The 13,636-nt window shown below is 63.8% G+C and carries 22 protein-coding genes; 9 read left to right on the forward strand and 13 right to left on the reverse strand.

Annotation, left to right across the window (positions count from 1 at the left end; translation table 11 throughout):
* Positions 1 to 621: tripartite tricarboxylate transporter permease (locus AC1DS3_RS25195; protein WP_441639637.1), on the forward strand; the 621-nt coding region annotated here is incomplete at its 5' end.
* A gap of 376 nt (positions 622 to 997) precedes the next feature.
* Here the strand turns inward: AC1DS3_RS25195 and AC1DS3_RS25200 are convergent.
* On the reverse strand, positions 998 to 1,219 hold the full coding sequence (locus AC1DS3_RS25200) for a hypothetical protein (protein ID WP_043344159.1): 222 nt from the start codon (positions 1,217 to 1,219) through the stop codon (positions 998 to 1,000).
* A gap of 218 nt (positions 1,220 to 1,437) precedes the next feature.
* The gene (locus AC1DS3_RS25205; protein ID WP_006157962.1) at positions 1,438 to 1,575 is read right to left on the reverse strand and encodes a hypothetical protein; all 138 of its coding nucleotides are present in this window, start codon (positions 1,573 to 1,575) and stop codon (positions 1,438 to 1,440) included.
* 225 nt (positions 1,576 to 1,800) lie between these two features.
* Here AC1DS3_RS25205 and AC1DS3_RS25210 point away from each other — a divergent pair, with 225 nt between their 5' ends.
* Both AC1DS3_RS25210 and AC1DS3_RS25215 read left to right on the forward strand, forming a co-directional pair.
* Entirely contained in the window at positions 1,801 to 2,070 is a 270-nt protein-coding gene (locus AC1DS3_RS25210; RefSeq protein WP_006157961.1) for a hypothetical protein, read from the forward strand.
* A 110-nt stretch (positions 2,071 to 2,180) separates the two neighbouring features.
* A complete protein-coding gene (locus AC1DS3_RS25215) occupies positions 2,181 to 2,423 on the forward strand; it encodes a hypothetical protein (RefSeq protein WP_043344153.1) in 243 nt (80 codons plus the stop codon).
* Positions 2,424 to 2,458: 35 nt separating this feature from the next.
* On the opposite strand, the gene AC1DS3_RS25220 is transcribed toward AC1DS3_RS25215, so the two are convergent.
* Positions 2,459 to 2,659 (reverse strand): hypothetical protein, encoded by a 201-nt coding sequence (locus tag AC1DS3_RS25220; RefSeq protein ID WP_477128183.1) that lies wholly within the window; start codon positions 2,657 to 2,659, stop codon positions 2,459 to 2,461.
* Positions 2,660 to 3,156: 497 nt separating this feature from the next.
* Between AC1DS3_RS25220 and AC1DS3_RS25225 the strand changes: the two genes are divergently transcribed.
* The 3 genes from AC1DS3_RS25225 (at position 3,157) to AC1DS3_RS25235 (ending at position 4,082) form a co-directional block, all read left to right on the forward strand.
* Positions 3,157 to 3,450 carry an isochorismatase gene (locus tag AC1DS3_RS25225; protein ID WP_441639635.1) on the forward strand — a complete coding sequence of 98 codons (294 nt, stop codon included), beginning with the start codon at positions 3,157 to 3,159 and terminating at the stop codon, positions 3,448 to 3,450.
* Between the two features lie 75 nt (positions 3,451 to 3,525).
* Complete coding sequence (gene infA / locus AC1DS3_RS25230; RefSeq protein WP_006157957.1) at positions 3,526 to 3,747, forward strand: translation initiation factor IF-1; 222 nt, start codon at positions 3,526 to 3,528, stop codon at positions 3,745 to 3,747.
* Positions 3,748 to 3,827: 80 nt separating this feature from the next.
* On the forward strand, positions 3,828 to 4,082 hold the full coding sequence (locus AC1DS3_RS25235) for a translation initiation factor 1 (protein ID WP_441639634.1): 255 nt from the start codon (positions 3,828 to 3,830) through the stop codon (positions 4,080 to 4,082).
* Positions 4,083 to 4,154: 72 nt separating this feature from the next.
* On the opposite strand, the gene AC1DS3_RS25240 is transcribed toward AC1DS3_RS25235, so the two are convergent.
* From AC1DS3_RS25240 to AC1DS3_RS25265, 6 genes are all read right to left on the reverse strand, one after another.
* Positions 4,155 to 4,529 (reverse strand): hypothetical protein, encoded by a 375-nt coding sequence (locus AC1DS3_RS25240; protein WP_441639633.1) that lies wholly within the window; start codon positions 4,527 to 4,529, stop codon positions 4,155 to 4,157.
* Positions 4,530 to 4,749: 220 nt separating this feature from the next.
* A complete protein-coding gene (locus AC1DS3_RS25245; protein ID WP_477128184.1) occupies positions 4,750 to 5,034 on the reverse strand; it encodes a hypothetical protein in 285 nt (94 codons plus the stop codon).
* Between the two features lie 95 nt (positions 5,035 to 5,129).
* Positions 5,130 to 5,453, reverse strand: coding sequence for a hypothetical protein (locus tag AC1DS3_RS25250; protein WP_441639632.1), 324 nt, complete (start codon positions 5,451 to 5,453; stop codon positions 5,130 to 5,132).
* 192 nt (positions 5,454 to 5,645) lie between these two features.
* On the reverse strand, positions 5,646 to 5,930 hold the full coding sequence (locus AC1DS3_RS25255) for a hypothetical protein (protein ID WP_043344135.1): 285 nt from the start codon (positions 5,928 to 5,930) through the stop codon (positions 5,646 to 5,648).
* Between the two features lie 61 nt (positions 5,931 to 5,991).
* Complete coding sequence (locus tag AC1DS3_RS25260; RefSeq protein WP_441639631.1) at positions 5,992 to 6,888, reverse strand: S1 family peptidase; 897 nt, start codon at positions 6,886 to 6,888, stop codon at positions 5,992 to 5,994.
* 97 nt (positions 6,889 to 6,985) lie between these two features.
* Positions 6,986 to 7,189 (reverse strand): cold-shock protein, encoded by a 204-nt coding sequence (locus AC1DS3_RS25265; protein WP_477128185.1) that lies wholly within the window; start codon positions 7,187 to 7,189, stop codon positions 6,986 to 6,988.
* A 345-nt stretch (positions 7,190 to 7,534) separates the two neighbouring features.
* Here AC1DS3_RS25265 and AC1DS3_RS25270 point away from each other — a divergent pair, with 345 nt between their 5' ends.
* Both AC1DS3_RS25270 and AC1DS3_RS25275 read left to right on the forward strand, forming a co-directional pair.
* A complete protein-coding gene (locus tag AC1DS3_RS25270; RefSeq protein ID WP_477128186.1) occupies positions 7,535 to 7,780 on the forward strand; it encodes a hypothetical protein in 246 nt (81 codons plus the stop codon).
* Positions 7,781 to 7,974: 194 nt separating this feature from the next.
* Positions 7,975 to 8,853, forward strand: a complete 879-nt coding sequence (locus tag AC1DS3_RS25275) for a lipid A biosynthesis lauroyl acyltransferase (RefSeq protein WP_477128187.1) — start codon at positions 7,975 to 7,977, stop codon at positions 8,851 to 8,853.
* Positions 8,854 to 8,892: 39 nt separating this feature from the next.
* Here AC1DS3_RS25275 and AC1DS3_RS25280 read toward each other — a convergent pair whose 3' ends face one another.
* From AC1DS3_RS25280 to AC1DS3_RS25295, 4 genes are all read right to left on the reverse strand, one after another.
* On the reverse strand, positions 8,893 to 9,087 hold the full coding sequence (locus AC1DS3_RS25280; RefSeq protein ID WP_441639628.1) for a hypothetical protein: 195 nt from the start codon (positions 9,085 to 9,087) through the stop codon (positions 8,893 to 8,895).
* A gap of 183 nt (positions 9,088 to 9,270) precedes the next feature.
* Entirely contained in the window at positions 9,271 to 10,305 is a 1,035-nt protein-coding gene (locus tag AC1DS3_RS25285) for an alpha/beta fold hydrolase (RefSeq protein ID WP_477128188.1), read from the reverse strand.
* 60 nt (positions 10,306 to 10,365) lie between these two features.
* Positions 10,366 to 11,349, reverse strand: a complete 984-nt coding sequence (locus AC1DS3_RS25290) for a glutathione S-transferase family protein (protein ID WP_441639626.1) — start codon at positions 11,347 to 11,349, stop codon at positions 10,366 to 10,368.
* 36 nt (positions 11,350 to 11,385) lie between these two features.
* Positions 11,386 to 12,342: an alpha/beta fold hydrolase gene (locus AC1DS3_RS25295; protein WP_477128189.1), complete on the reverse strand. Its 957-nt coding sequence runs from the start codon at positions 12,340 to 12,342 to the stop codon at positions 11,386 to 11,388.
* A gap of 166 nt (positions 12,343 to 12,508) precedes the next feature.
* On the opposite strand from AC1DS3_RS25295, the gene AC1DS3_RS25300 reads away from it, so the two are divergent.
* Positions 12,509 to 13,426, forward strand: coding sequence for a LysR family transcriptional regulator (locus AC1DS3_RS25300; protein WP_477128190.1), 918 nt, complete (start codon positions 12,509 to 12,511; stop codon positions 13,424 to 13,426).
* Positions 13,427 to 13,636 lie beyond the last annotated feature (210 nt).

The raw sequence follows: 13,636 nt of genomic DNA on the forward strand, positions 1-13,636 counted from the left end.
GGCGCCATCGAAGGCGTGGCAGGTCCGGAATCGGCCAACAACGCCGCGGCGCAGACCTCCTTCATCCCGCTGCTGACGCTGGGCATTCCGCCCAACGCCGTGATGGCGCTGATGGTGGGCGCGATGACCATCCACAACATCCAGCCGGGCCCGCAGGTCATGACCAGCAACCCCGCGCTGTTCTGGGGCCTGATCGCCTCGATGTGGATCGGCAACCTGATGCTGATCATCCTCAACCTGCCGCTGATCGGGATCTGGGTCAAGCTGCTGCAGGTGCCCTACCGCTACCTGTACCCGGCCATCCTGGTGTTCTGCTGCATCGGCGTGTTCTCGGTCAACAACCAGACCTTCGACGTCTTCACCGCGGCTGGCTTCGGTGTGATCGGCTACCTGTTCATCAAGCTCAAGTGCGAGCCGGCGCCGCTGCTGCTGGGCTTCGTGCTGGGGCCGATGATGGAAGAGAACTTCCGTCGCGCRCTCTTGCTGTCGCGGGGGACGTTCACCGTGTTCCTGACCCGTCCGTTGTCGCTCGGCCTGCTGATCGCGGCCGGGCTGCTGGTCTGCATCGTTGCCCTGCCGTCGATCAAGGCCAAGCGCGAGGAAGCATTCCAGGAGGAATGACGCCGGCATGGCGACGCCGCCGCAGACAGTACAAGTGGATCGGCCAAGGCCGCGCGACGACGCCAGCATCTTTTGGAAATGGCCTCTTAGGGAAAGGACCGGCATCCGCCTACACTGGGAGAGTGCCGGTCCGGCACGGAAGGACATCGATGGGGGTATTGAATGCATTACAGTCCCAGGCAGCCTGGTCAGCAAAGAGTGCCGACCACACCCTGGAAGACGCACTTCCAGCAACCCGGCGAGAAACGCCAACCCTCCCAGCCCGGCCAGTTCGACCCGCAAGCCGTGCAGCCCGCCGACAAGAAATAGCGTGACAAAGCCCGTGCCGGCATGGCCACGGGCTTTGTTCTTTAAGGCGTGTGGTTTGTTTGCTAGGCTAGGCCACGCTGCGCGCTTCCGCGCGGTCGTGGCCGGCCCAGGTCAGGCGCCACCCGGAGGTAGCGGTCTTGGCGACCAGGCCCGAATCCTGAAGCAGCAATAAATGGTGGCTGAGCTTGGATGCATCGGCATTGCCCAGCGCCTTGGCGAGCTGGAGATCCGTCATCATCGCCTGGCTGTCAGCGCGCAGTGCCGTCAGCACGCGGTCCGCGAAGGACATGTCACGCCTCATCTTGCACTCCCGGTGTCTCGAACGCCCCGGCGGCAGCTTGTCACCGCCACCGCCTCGGGTGAGCGTCAGGTGCTGAACGGAAGCACGCCGGCAGCGGCGGCACCCCGGGCGTCTTGCTGCAACGCAAGATGGCACGGTCCAGCCTGACGTTCCGTCTCAGTTGCGCATTAGCGCTTTGTTCGCGCTTTATTCGCGCCTTGCCTTGATTACTTCTTCTTGCCTGCTGCGCCATCATTGCCAACGCGCGACTGGACGGCACCGAACGGTGCTGCAGGTGCGACCGGCTTCTTGGGTTGCTTGGGCTTCTTGGTTTCGCGATTGCCGCGTAGTTGACCTTTGGCCATGGTGTGTCTCCACGAGTGGGTTGCTGCATTGCGTGCCAGGCGGCAGATCCAGCATACCCGCTTACTACAGCGTTCAGGGAAATATCGCGCGCGAGGCGCCTGCGCATGACGCAAGCAGGAGGATCGCCTTCGGCCGCCGGCCGATACCCGCGTGCCCTCGCCCGGCCAAGTAAATCGGACGCCACCAGGCAAACAGCGTATGCTCGTTGAAGAAAGGAGATCAACATGTCTCAAAATCATGCGATCTACAAGGGGTTCAAGGTTTCGGCCAATGTACGTCGCTCGTTCGACGAAAGCGCCAATGCCGAACTCGCACGGGCGAGCTTTCTCGCCACCGTGACCATCACGCAGGTCAGCGGCGACAGCGGCTCGCTCAGGCTGGTACCACCTCTGCTCGAGCATGTCGCGCACACGCCGCACGATGCCATCGACCTGGCCGTGTCCTATGCCAGGACCGTCATCGACGACATGTCGACCTTCGTCAAGCGCAAGTAGTCCCGCCCCCTCGATTCGCCCGGAATTGCAGTCCATCGCGCGGCCGCCCTGACCGGCCTGGCCGCAGCTACGCCCAGCAAGACTTCCCCACGAAACGACAGGAGACGACAATGGACCGACAGATCAAGAACAAGGCGGAACTGCGCGCCATGATTCGCGCCGAGCAGCAGAAATTCGCGGAATGCAGCGGCGCCTGCTTCGGCGACGTTTGCTGGCATGCGCCGGACGCGGGCGGCTGCAACTGGAACCTGTCCACCATGGAAGGCGGCGACAGCGCGGCCTGCATCGAGAAGATCCGGCCGTTCACGGCCACGCTGCAGGCGCAATACAACATTCCCGACGAGGGGAAGTAAGGCGGCCAGGCGCCTGGTGCCCTGGTGCCACTTAACTAGTGCCCCAGGCGCTCGATCCGGGCCTTGGCGTTCTCCAGGGCATCCGCCATGGCAAGCTCGCGCGAGCTGAACGCATCGCCCTGGTTTTCAAAACGGCCGTGCGTATCCAGCGTGTAGACCCAGTTCCATTGGCCGAAGGTGYGCTGCGTCAACTCCAGATTGACGTAGTGGCCCAGATAGAAAAAACTCTCAGGCATCGATCACCTCGTTCAGTTACTGCCTGCCCGGCTTCTGGCACCGGCTTCCCCGGGATACGACAGGTAGCGCCGGACCACACCAGCGCCACGAGCGGCACCATGCGCAAGGCCCATGCCTATCGTACGCGCAAATCCGCGGGCGAGCGCCGATTGACGGAAAATGGTATCATCGCCAGTCTTGGCCGTTCGCCGACCCTCTTCTCGTCGGCCCAAACGTGCCGGCTGCCAGACACCATCAAAATATTAATGGCAGCCTGTCGGGCGTACACCCGATTCGTTCAGGGCGACAACCGCCCATCACCATCCCGACCCGGCGGCATGTCCGCTCCGTAACCTGTGCGCATGTACCTGGCGCATCAGCCTGCGCAAGCACGGTCCACTCATCACCAGCTGCCTTTCTCGCGCTAATGCGCGAGACCTGACGTTGCTGGACAACGCAAACACGGCGACCGATCGCCAGAAGAGAGCACGCGGCGCACCACGAGGTGCGCTCAACGTTGCCTCAGATCGTCCGCCCGCTTAAGGGCAACACCTTGAATCAAAGCATCAATCGCACCAATAGCACCACCCGCACCACCCGCGCCAATCCGTTCACCGTGTCGGTCTACCCGATACAACAAGAGCCAGGCGTGTGGTTTGCGACCTATCTGATCGCCGAATACAAGAACGGCTCCGAATGCATCGTCGCCAACGTCTCGATGCGCCATGCCACGCATGGCACCGAAGCCCAGGCTAAACAGGCCGCCCGACGCGCGGCCGAGAGCGTCGCTGCCGATATGCGCCTGCAATAAAGCCGGCCGCACGAAAAGCAACCCGCATGCGTCTCAACCTACAGTGCAGCAGGTCTTGCTGCAAAAGGATCATCCTTGGCTAAAGAAGAACTAGTGGAATTTGGTGGACAAGTATCGGAAGTACTGCCGGACAACCGTTTTCGCGTCATCCTGGAAAATGGTTTCCAGGTGTGGGCCTATTCGTCCGGCCGCCTGAAGAAGAACCGCATTCGTATCCTGGCCGGCGATCGCGTCACGCTGGAAATGTCGCCCTACGACCTGACCAAGGGCCGGATCAACTACCGCCACAAGTACTGATACTGGTTGGCCGGAAACGCTGCCGCGCCGTCAAGCTGTTGGCCCGCGGCCCCTCCCACCCTCTAACGAAAGGAAGAAACATGTCGATCAGCGAAGAATGGGAAGAGATGCACCTGACGCCAGGTGGCTGGGTAGGCGGAAGCTATCGCCACGTGCCGGGACCGGAAGTCACGGTGGAGCGCCCCGCGGATGAAGTGCTAACCGTGCGCAGGCATGTGTCCGCAACCTATTGCGGCCCGTCGCGCGCCACGGAAGACAGGACGCCGCAGACCGAAGACATGGCATTGATTGAATCGCTGCTGGACCGTTTCGGCAGCCCGGCATTCGGCGTCTAGCTGGGCAGTCCGGACCAGCACGATCTTCCGGGCGCTCTGCGCGCCCGTGCCAGCGCCAGGAGACGCGCTGGCTCAGCCGGGAAACCGCATGCGCGGCATGCTGACACCAACGCGCGAACCAACCGGGCGCAACTCGCCCTCGAAAGGCTGCGCCCCCAGGTCCAGCACGTAGTCTCCTTCGCCGGCCTTGTCATAGAGATTGTCACGAATCGCTTGCCCGATCGCCAGCCGGCACAATGCCTCGAAGCTGTCGACCATTTCGCCCCGCAAGGCCGCCTCGTTGGCCTGAACCCCAAATGAACGCCTGCCCTCACCGACGAAACTGGTGAAGCGCACACCCGTCGGATGACTGGAGTCGAGAAAGCTGACGGCTACATGGTAGGCGATGCCCTTGCCTTGCCCCGGCAGCGTGCAAAGGAAGTTGGATGGTGTGGCAACCTTGTTCATGACGTATGCGCTCGCGGGCCGGCGCAACTGCGCACGGCAGGTTTTGACAGGTGGACCGGCAGAGCGGGCATTGCACGGCGCGGTCCCGTTTCCTCTTGCTTCCCATTTTCCCATTGCCTGGCGGCAGCCGGGCCAGCCCTACGATACCAGCTGGCAACGCCGGCATAAGGGCAGGCACGGGCGACGCCGCGCGGCTCGGCCAGATTCTGCCGGCGCCGCGTTACAGCGTAGCGACAGACTCCCMGGGGATCAGCCCGTTGATAATATCTTCACCGAACTTCACGGCACCCCTGCGCGCCGTGCCGATATTCTCCCAAGGGGTGCTTTCCAGACGGAACACGCGCGTGCGCTCACTGCCGGGCCGATGGCCTTCGCGGCAGATCACCACGGACGCGTTGAAGCTGCGATCCGGTTTGGTCCTCGGCCAGGATTGAGCGGGCTGGATCTTGTACACCAGCGGATAGAGGTCGAAACCTTTGTAGCAGGCGGAAGGCGTATTGTTCATGTAGTGCTCCAGGCGGCTGGATGCCGCAACTGGCCTTGTGCCGGTTCGCTCGCAATGGCCAATGCCGAGGCCCAATGCGCCAGCACGCGGGCAAGCTAGGGAGCCAACAGGCGATCGACGACAATCACGATCGCGTTCCCTGGCTTGTCCTGCTTGCAATGGACGCCAAGGCGTGCGCGCAGATACCGGTCAAGGCTGCGTTGTAGTTGATATAAGGCGTCCTGGTCCGCGTTGCTCAGTTGCTCCGCGACGTCCTGCGCCATCTCGATTTCAAGCGCCCTGGCTGACCAGGTAAAGCTCCTGGCATCAGGGATCTGCCAGTTTGCCGTCACCGCGCGTTGCCCTGCCGACCAGATCCTGACGTCTTGCCCGGTGATCTCGTCAAGGACGGGCTTCACGAAGGCAACGAGATCTAGCATGACGATGCACCGACGAACGATCGGCGCGCCGTCGTTCCGASGGACAAGCAGGACACTCCGGGGATCTCGTCAACTGGCGACGATGCAGCGGTGGCTGGCAGCTCGGCCAAGCCACGGACAGGCGAGGACATGGCAGGCGCGCCTGCGTCATCCTCGTGCAACGACGGACATTGCCGCATATCGCTCCGGGCGTCAGAGCGAGACGACGGATTGCCCGGGAATCGCGCCGTTGATGATGTCCTCGGCGTAACGAACGACACCACGGCGCGCAGCGCCGACGTTGTCCCACGGCACGGTGTCGAGGCGGAACGTACGGGCCTGCGTTCCCTCGGGCTCGCCACCTTCGCGGCAGATCACGACAGCGGCATCGAAGGTCCGGTCCGGCCTGCGTTCCGGCCAGGTGCGCACCACGGCGTGCTTGTACACGAGAGGGTATAAGTCGAACCCTTTGTAGCTGGCAATCGGATTGACGTCCATGATGCACTCCACAGTTCCACTGAACCCCACTCTACTCCTATTGGGAGCCGCTCCATGACCTTTATTTTGGCCGAGCAGGCGCGGCTGGCGCGCAAGCAGCCGCCGGGGCAGCCGACGGCGTGGCTTGCGCATTGCCAGCAGCGGCGGCGGCGGCAACGGGGGGCGCAGCGGCGGCGGGGGTAGCGGCAGCGCCAGGCGCGGTCCGCGCGGGCTTTGCCGCCACCGGCTCGGTCAGGGTCAGCAGCATGTCCGCATACCAGGCAGAGTTCAGCCCAAGCACTTCGTCCTCCGCCAGGTCGCGCGAGCCGACGTCGAAGCGAGCCGAGTGGATGCCGAGCAGCATCCACGGCAGGTCCAGCTTGTCGCCCCGGCCGTCGCGCATGCGCGAGACCACGAGCGCGCCGCTGGTGCCGCGGTGAGTCCTGGCATCGGTCAGGAAAAAACCCTGGCCCTGGAAACGCAATCCGTACGCGGACGCGACCACGGCCTGGCGCGCAACCGGCAGATGATGGAGCGCGTCATGAAAACCCAGGGGAAATCCGACGATCAACAGGGAGTCGCCCACCTCGACGCGATCGGAAGGCTGCGCCAGATGCTCCGGCGTGAAGGCCCGGTAGAGCAGCTTGGACGGCAACGCCTTGCGCTCGATCTCCACCACCGCGACATCGACCGGGCCGCCACCATCCTCGCCCTCGCGCCAGACGGCAAGCCCGTCACGGTACAGCGGAATCGAAAAGCCGATCGAGTCGGCCATGTTTTCCGGCTGGCTGTGCAGTTCGATCTCGATACGGTCCGGGTGGTGCTTGCTTGGCTCGTCAAACACCACATGGCGGCTGGTCACCACGAAGAGCCGGCCATCGCGCTCGAAGAAGAATCCGCTCGCGTTGGTCAGCGGCTGCTGACCCTCGAAGGACGAGACCCGGACGGCGGCCAGAAGGATGGATTCGACCATAGGCATGATGTTTTATGCGCTTGCGCACCTCGATGATTCCCGGTCGGTAAAAAAAAAGCCCCGCTGAGCGGGGCTTCTTTCTAGGCGATTCGAATCGGCTCGATTAGATCGGCTCGATCTTGGTCGCTGCGGGGMCCTTTTGGCCAACGCCTGCGACGTAACGCACTTTCTGGCCTTCTTGCAGCGACTTGAAACCGCCGCCTTGAATTTCCGAGAAATGCGCGAACAGGTCGTTGCCGCCTGCGTCAGGGGTGATGAAGCCGAAGCCCTTGGAGTCGTTGAACCACTTGACGGTACCGGTTTCCATGCTGGATATCCTTTAAACCTTAAAAGTTCTGGATGAGCCTGATGCTCACCAGGCATGACGATCAAGGAAGGAACATGGAGCAAACGAATCGCCGCTTGGAGGGGACGATCCATAACATCTGAGTAACCGCTTGAAAGATCCTGCACCAACGTTTATACAGGGATGGGATAGGCATGTCAACTTACAGAAGAGAAAAGCGCCTCATTAAGTGCCTCATTGGTTGCGGGTAAGGTCTTTTCCGCGCCTGCCGCGCGCCCGCGTGCGTGAACAGGCACAAGCTCGCGGCGGCGGTTTATTGCAGCATGAACGTGCTACAGTCACCCACCTTCCGCCGTCGGATTCCGCATGTCGCCTTGCCCAGCCTGCCTCGCCATCGACACCAACCGTGGTGGCTCGCCAGGCCATGCGTTGCTCAGGATCACCGACACGCAGCGCATCAAGGTGCCACGCCGCCCTGCGATGACAGTCAGTACCTTTGTGTGCCAGGCCTGTGGCACCGGCTGGATCTACCGCGACGGCAAGAACGTCGATGCGCAGGGCTKGCAGCTAGCGCCGCAGCAAGCGCAGGCGCCGGTCCCGAACCTTCAATGATCCAGGCACGCGCCCGCATCGACGCGGCGCCATAGCACCACACCACCAAGACGGGCGCAACAAGCCCCGCAAGCCCAGTAGCTGGCAATCACCACCACCACTGCCGCGCCTTTCACGCGAGACAGCGCCGCACGCCCGCGCCACCCGGCCGCGGCGGCGCGCGTCACGCCACGCGGCAACCCTTCAGGAACAGGATGATCCAGCGTATCGGACTATTTTTCACCGTCAGCCTGCTGCGTTTGCTCGCCGCCTTGCCCTATAGCGTGTGCGCCCGTATCGGCATGAGCCTGGGCGCCCTGCTCTATCGCATTCCAAGCCGGCGCCGCAGTGTCGTGCAGACCAACCTGCGGCTTTGCTTTCCCGACCAGAGCGAAGCGCATCGACACACCCTGGGGCAGGCGCATTTCAGCCACGTGATTCGAAGCTACCTGGAACGCGGCGTGCAATGGTATGGCTGTGCCGGCAAGCTGAATGACCTGGTCGAGCTGGRGTCCGCCATTGAGCTAGGCAACACCGAGGCCGGCCCGACCATCTTCCTGGGATTCCATTTCGTGGCGATCGAGGCCGGCTGCATGTTCTACTCGATCAAGCATCCGGTGGCCTCGCTCTACTCGAAGATGTCGAACCCATTGCTGGAACAACTCGCCAAGCAGCAGCGCGGCAGGTTCGGCACGGAGATGATCCCGCGCAATGGCAGCGTGCGCCAGGCCTTGCGCGCGCTCAAGTCGGGCACGCCGCTGATGCTCGCGGCGGACATGGATTTTGGCTTGCGCGATTCGGTATTCGTGCCGTTTTTCAACGTCCCCGCTTGCACGCTCACCTCGGTGTCGCGCCTCGCCGCGCTCAGCGGCGCGCGTGTCGTGCCCTTCACGACCTCTGTCCTGCCTGGCTACCGCGGCTACAAGCTGAAGATATTCGATGCGCTGGCGGGCTACCCCTCCGGCGACGAGAAGGTCGATGCGCTGCGCATGAACGCGTTCCTGGAGCAGCAGGTCCGCGCCATGCCGGAGCAATACTACTGGGTGCATCGCCGCTTCAAGCACCGCCCCGAGGGCGAGGCGCCTGTCTACTGAGATGCCTGGAGCGGCGCACGCGCGCCGCCMACTTCCCCTTCAGCCTTCGTAGCCGTCCAGGCCTACGCGATAGAGCGTGGCGCCCACCGTCTCCAGCAGCGCACGCGCTGCGTCGGAAAACGTCTCGCTGGCAAGCAGCGCGGCCAGGCCGGCCACGGCATCGTCCACCGATAGCTCCACCGTGTCGTCGTTGGCGATGCGCTCGAAGGTGCTGATCACTACTGTCGGATCCATCCAGATTCCCCTGCAAAAGTCGAACTCTGCCGCCCGGGCCTGATGCCCAGGCTAGCAAGCTGCGCGCATGGTAGCACCACGGCGCACCCTGGCAGCGCTTTGGCGGCAAGGCGCGCAGGCGGTGATTCACTTCCAGCGAGCGTGCCGCAATCGTCGCCTTGGTTGGCGCTGCGCTCGCGGATATCAGCGGCTTGCCGGCAGCGCCGCCAGACCATCCAGCAGCGCCTTGTGGAACGCGATGRGATCCTGCATCTGCGGCGCGTGGCCCAACTCGGGAAACTCCACCAGCCTGGCGTTCGGCAGCGCCTTCAAGGTGCGCTGCGCGAGCACCGGATAGTTGCCGACCTTCGCGCGCACCTCCGGCGGTGCCGCGTCCTTGGCGATGGCCGTCGTGTCCTTGTCGCCGATCAGCAGCAAGGTTGGCGTCTTCAGCGCGCCCAGCTCGTATACGACCGGCTGCGTGAAGATCATGTCGTAGATCAGCGCGGAGTTCCAGGCCACCTGCTGCTTGCCCGGGCCGCGGTTCATGCCGGCCAGCATCTGCACCCAAGGTTCGTACTCGGGGCGCCACGTGCCGACATAGTAGGTAGCCTGTTCGTAGCTGCGGATCTTGTTGGCGTTGGTGGTGAGCTCGCGGGCATACCATTGATCCACCGACAGGGAAGGCACGCCCAACGCCTTCCAGTCTTCCAGGCCGATCGGGTTGACAAGCGCCAGTTGCTCCGTCTGTTGCGGGTACATCAGCGCATAGCGCATCGCCAGCATGCCGCCCGTGGAATGCCCGATCACCGTCGCCTGCCGGATCCCGATGGATTCCAGCAAGGCGTGGGTGTTGCGCGCCAGTTGCTGGAAACTGTACTGATAGTGCGCCGGCTTGCTGGATTTGCAGAAACCGATCTGGTCCGGCGCAATGACGCGATACCCGGCCGTGCTGAGCACCTTGATGGTGTCCCCCCAGGTCGCCGCGCAGAAGTTCTTTCCATGCAGCAAGACCGCGATGCGGCCGTTGGCGCGCTCCGGCTTGATGTCCATGTAAGCCATCTGCATCGCCGCGCCTTGCGAGGTGAACGCGAACTGCTGCACCGGCGCCGGATAGTCGAAGCCTTCCAGCTCGGGGCCATATGCGGGCCCGTCGTCGGCGGCAGCCAGCGCGACGGGCGTGGTGGCAACGGCCGCCGATGTGAGCAAGGCAAGCAGGAACTGGCGATGAAACATCATGAGCGTGGTCTCGGCTAACGAACAAAAAAGCGGACAAAACGGACAAAACGGACGATGGCCTTACGCCGCCAGCCGCGCGCGCCCCGGCGGCGCGGCAAAGTCCAGCACCGGCCCCGCCGGCACCACGCCGCTCGGATTGATGGAGCGGTGGCTTTCATAATAGTGCCGCTTGATATGGTCGAAATTGACCGTCGCCGCGATCCCCGGCAGCTGGTAGATGTCGCGCGTGAAGCCAGACAGGTTCGGATAATCCGCGATGCGCCGCAGGTTGCACTTGAAGTGCCCCACATAAACCGCGTCAAAGCGTACCAGCGTCGTGAACAGACGGATGTCGGCCTCGGTGAGCTGGTCGCCTAGCAGGAAGCGGCGCGTGGCGAGCCGCGCCTCGAGCCAGTCGAGCGTATCGAACAACGGCGTCACCGCCTCTTCATACGCGCCTTGCGTGGTGGCAAAGCCGGATTTGTAGACGCCGTTGTTGAGCGTGTCGTACACCCGTGCGTTGACCTCGTCGATTTCCGTGCGCAGCGCAGCCGGATAGTAGTCGCCCGCCTTGGCGCCAATGCCATCGAAGGCGGTGTTGAACATGCGGATGATCTCCGACGACTCGTTGTTGACGATGGTTCCCCGTTGCTTGTCCCACAGCACGGGCACGGTGACGCGCCCGGTGTAGTCGGGATCGGCGCCAGTGTAGACCTGGTGCAGGAGCCGCGCACCGTTGACCGTGTCCGGCACCACGCCTGCGCCCTCGGCGAACGTCCATCCCTCGCCGAGCATCAGCCAGTGCACCGTGGAGACGCTGATCATCTCTTCCAGCCCCTTGAGCGTGCGCATGATCAGCGTGCGGTGCGCCCACGGGCAGGCCAGGCTCACGTACAGGTGATAGCGCCCGGCCTCGGCCTTGAAGCCACCGGCGCCGCTCCGGCCGGCGGCGCCATCGGGCGTCACCCAGTTGCGAAAGGCAGCGTCCTTGCGAACGAAGCGGCCACCGGTGGATGCCGTGTCGTACCAGCGGTCTTGCCATTTGCCGTTGACGAGCAGTCCCATGTCGATACTCCTTTTGATGCGGTGAGGTAGGCGTTTTCAGTCGGCGCTAACGGGTTGCGACGGCGCGTCGATGAACTGCACGATAGCCGAAATGGTCTGCCCTGGCGCTTCTTCCATCAGCCAGTGCCCCGAGCCCTTGACGATCACGCCTTGCACATGGGTGGCGACGAGGCGCGCCTGGTCGATCAGGAAACTGCCCGATGCCTTCTCGCCCGCGAGCACCAGCATGGGCATCGGCAGCGGGTGCTTTGCCAGCGCCGCGAAGTCTTCGGCATCCTGCGGGAACGCACGGAAGAACTCGAATCCCGCGCGCATCCGGCCCGGCCTGGCGTAGTTGGCAGCATAGATCCGGCGATTTGCCTCTGACACCGAGTGCTTCGGGTCGGCGGCGAAATCGTTCCAGAAGTGTTCAAAGTAGGTACGCTCGCGGCCCTTCACCAGCTTTTCCGGCGTGTMTCCGTAGAAGTTGAAGTGCCACTTGTCGCGCAGCAGCCAGACCTTTTGCCAGTCGCCCACGCCGGGCAGGAACGCATCCATCAGCGTAATGCTCTCCACTTCGTCCGGGTACTGCGCCGCGTAGGCGTAGGCGACCATCAGGCCGATATCGTGGCCGACGATGTTGATCTTGCGATAGCCAAGAGCCTGGACCATGGCGTGAATGTCCTGCGCCATGTTCTTTTTCTCGTAGCCCGACTCAGTCATGGCCGAGTCGCCCGCGCCGCGCAGGTCCGGCGCGATCACGGTACGCTTGTCGCCAAGCCTGGCCATCAGCGGCAACCACATATGGCTGGATTCCGCGTAGCCGTGCAGTAGCACGACCGGCGTGGCGCTGCCGCGCCCGGTTTGCAGGTAGTGCAAGGCGACGCCGTTCGCCTTGATCGTATGAGAGACGACGGCGGCGGCGGCAGCGGCTTCGGCGCGCGGCGCAGCGAGCGCGCCGAACACCAGCAATGCGGCGCCGGCGAGCCTTGCGATGCGATGCATGAGGGTCATKACTTTTCTCCGGTGACTGTGCCATGGCTGGACGCACTCTCCTGGCCGACGGCGCTTGCAAACAAAGGGGTTTCGGGAATCGGGTGAAGCACTGTGACGAATATTGCGCCGGCACATGGGTTTTGCCGTACGATTTTCCCGATGAACTCGTTCGACGGAGTTGAACATGTTGTCAGAAGACGAACTGGCCTTGCTGGAAGCCATCCGGGATAGTGGCAGCCTCTCGCGCGCGGCGGCGCGCCTGGGCAAGGCGCCATCGACTGTCTCCCATGCCGCGCGGCAGCTCGAAGGCCGCTTTGACGCGCTGCTGTTCGACCGCCGCCGCTACCGCCTGCAACTCACCCCTGCCGGCCACCTGCTGGCCGAAGAGGCCGCACGGCTGATGCAAGACGTATCGCGCATGACCCAGCGCGTGCGGCAGGTGGCGAGCGGCTGGGAGGATCGTCTGTGGATCGTCACGGATGAAGTGCTCGAGTTCGAATTGCTGATGCCGGTGATCCGCAGCTTCGACGCGCTCAAATCCGGCGTGGCGCTGCGCCTGACCCATGAAGTCCTCAGCGGCACCTGGGAAGCGCTGCGTGACGGCCGCGCCGATGTGATCGTCGGCGCAACCAACGAGCCGCCGGCCATTCCCGGCCTGCGCTGGTTCGAACTCGGCGTGGTCGAATGGGTCTTTGCCGTGGCGCCGCGCCACCCGCTTGCCAGCGTAGCCGAGCCGCTCACGCGCCAGCGCATCTCGGCGCACCGGGGCGTGGCCGTAGCCGATTCATCGCGCGGTACCGCAGGGCGGGCCTACGGCCTGGTGGGCRGACAAGCCTCGCTGGCCGTGCCGAGCATGCKCGCCAAGATCCTGGCGCAGCGCGAGGGGCTGGGCGTCGGCTGGCTACCGCGGCACCGCGTGGCTTCGCTGCTCAAGCGAGGGGAACTGGTGGAAAAGCGCACGGCCGATCCGCGCGAGCCCAATACGCTGTATGTGGCGTGGCGAGGCGACCATGAGGGCCGCGCGCTGGAATGGTGGCTGGACCAGTTTCGGCAGCCGCGGCTGGCGAAGCGCCTGGTGCAGGGCATGGATCTGTTTGCGTGAGCGGGCCCGAACTGGCCGCCAGCGGGATAGGCAAGATCAACAAGGTGCCGCTGCTGCGGGCCGATTCATACCGCTGCCGATGCCCCCGGTCGGGGAATGAAATTAAAGCCCGGCCACAATGTGGCGAATGGCCGGGACGCCGTCGATTTCAATGGCGCGGCCAGTACCGGCCTGCCAGACGCTGCCAAGGCTGCCACTGCGCAACAGGTG

The sequence above is a fragment of the Cupriavidus sp. 01L46 genome, assembly GCF_056399905.1.

Coding starts and splice junctions, on each gene's coding strand:
- AC1DS3_RS25200 (WP_043344159.1), bottom strand. CDS start 1,219: ATGTCCTTCGCGGACCGCGTGCTGACGGCACTGCGCGCTGACAGCCAG.
- AC1DS3_RS25205 (WP_006157962.1), bottom strand. CDS start 1,575: ATGGCCAAAGGTCAACTACGCGGCAATCGCGAAACCAAGAAGCCCAAG.
- AC1DS3_RS25210 (WP_006157961.1), top strand. CDS start 1,801: ATGTCTCAAAATCATGCGATCTACAAGGGGTTCAAGGTTTCGGCCAAT.
- AC1DS3_RS25215 (WP_043344153.1), top strand. CDS start 2,181: ATGGACCGACAGATCAAGAACAAGGCGGAACTGCGCGCCATGATTCGC.
- AC1DS3_RS25235 (WP_441639634.1), top strand. CDS start 3,828: ATGTCGATCAGCGAAGAATGGGAAGAGATGCACCTGACGCCAGGTGGC.
- AC1DS3_RS25240 (WP_441639633.1), bottom strand. CDS start 4,529: ATGAACAAGGTTGCCACACCATCCAACTTCCTTTGCACGCTGCCGGGG.
- AC1DS3_RS25250 (WP_441639632.1), bottom strand. CDS start 5,453: ATGCTAGATCTCGTTGCCTTCGTGAAGCCCGTCCTTGACGAGATCACC.
- AC1DS3_RS25255 (WP_043344135.1), bottom strand. CDS start 5,930: ATGGACGTCAATCCGATTGCCAGCTACAAAGGGTTCGACTTATACCCT.
- AC1DS3_RS25260 (WP_441639631.1), bottom strand. CDS start 6,888: ATGCCTATGGTCGAATCCATCCTTCTGGCCGCCGTCCGGGTCTCGTCC.
- AC1DS3_RS25280 (WP_441639628.1), bottom strand. CDS start 9,087: ATGGATCCGACAGTAGTGATCAGCACCTTCGAGCGCATCGCCAACGAC.
- AC1DS3_RS25290 (WP_441639626.1), bottom strand. CDS start 11,349: ATGGGACTGCTCGTCAACGGCAAATGGCAAGACCGCTGGTACGACACG.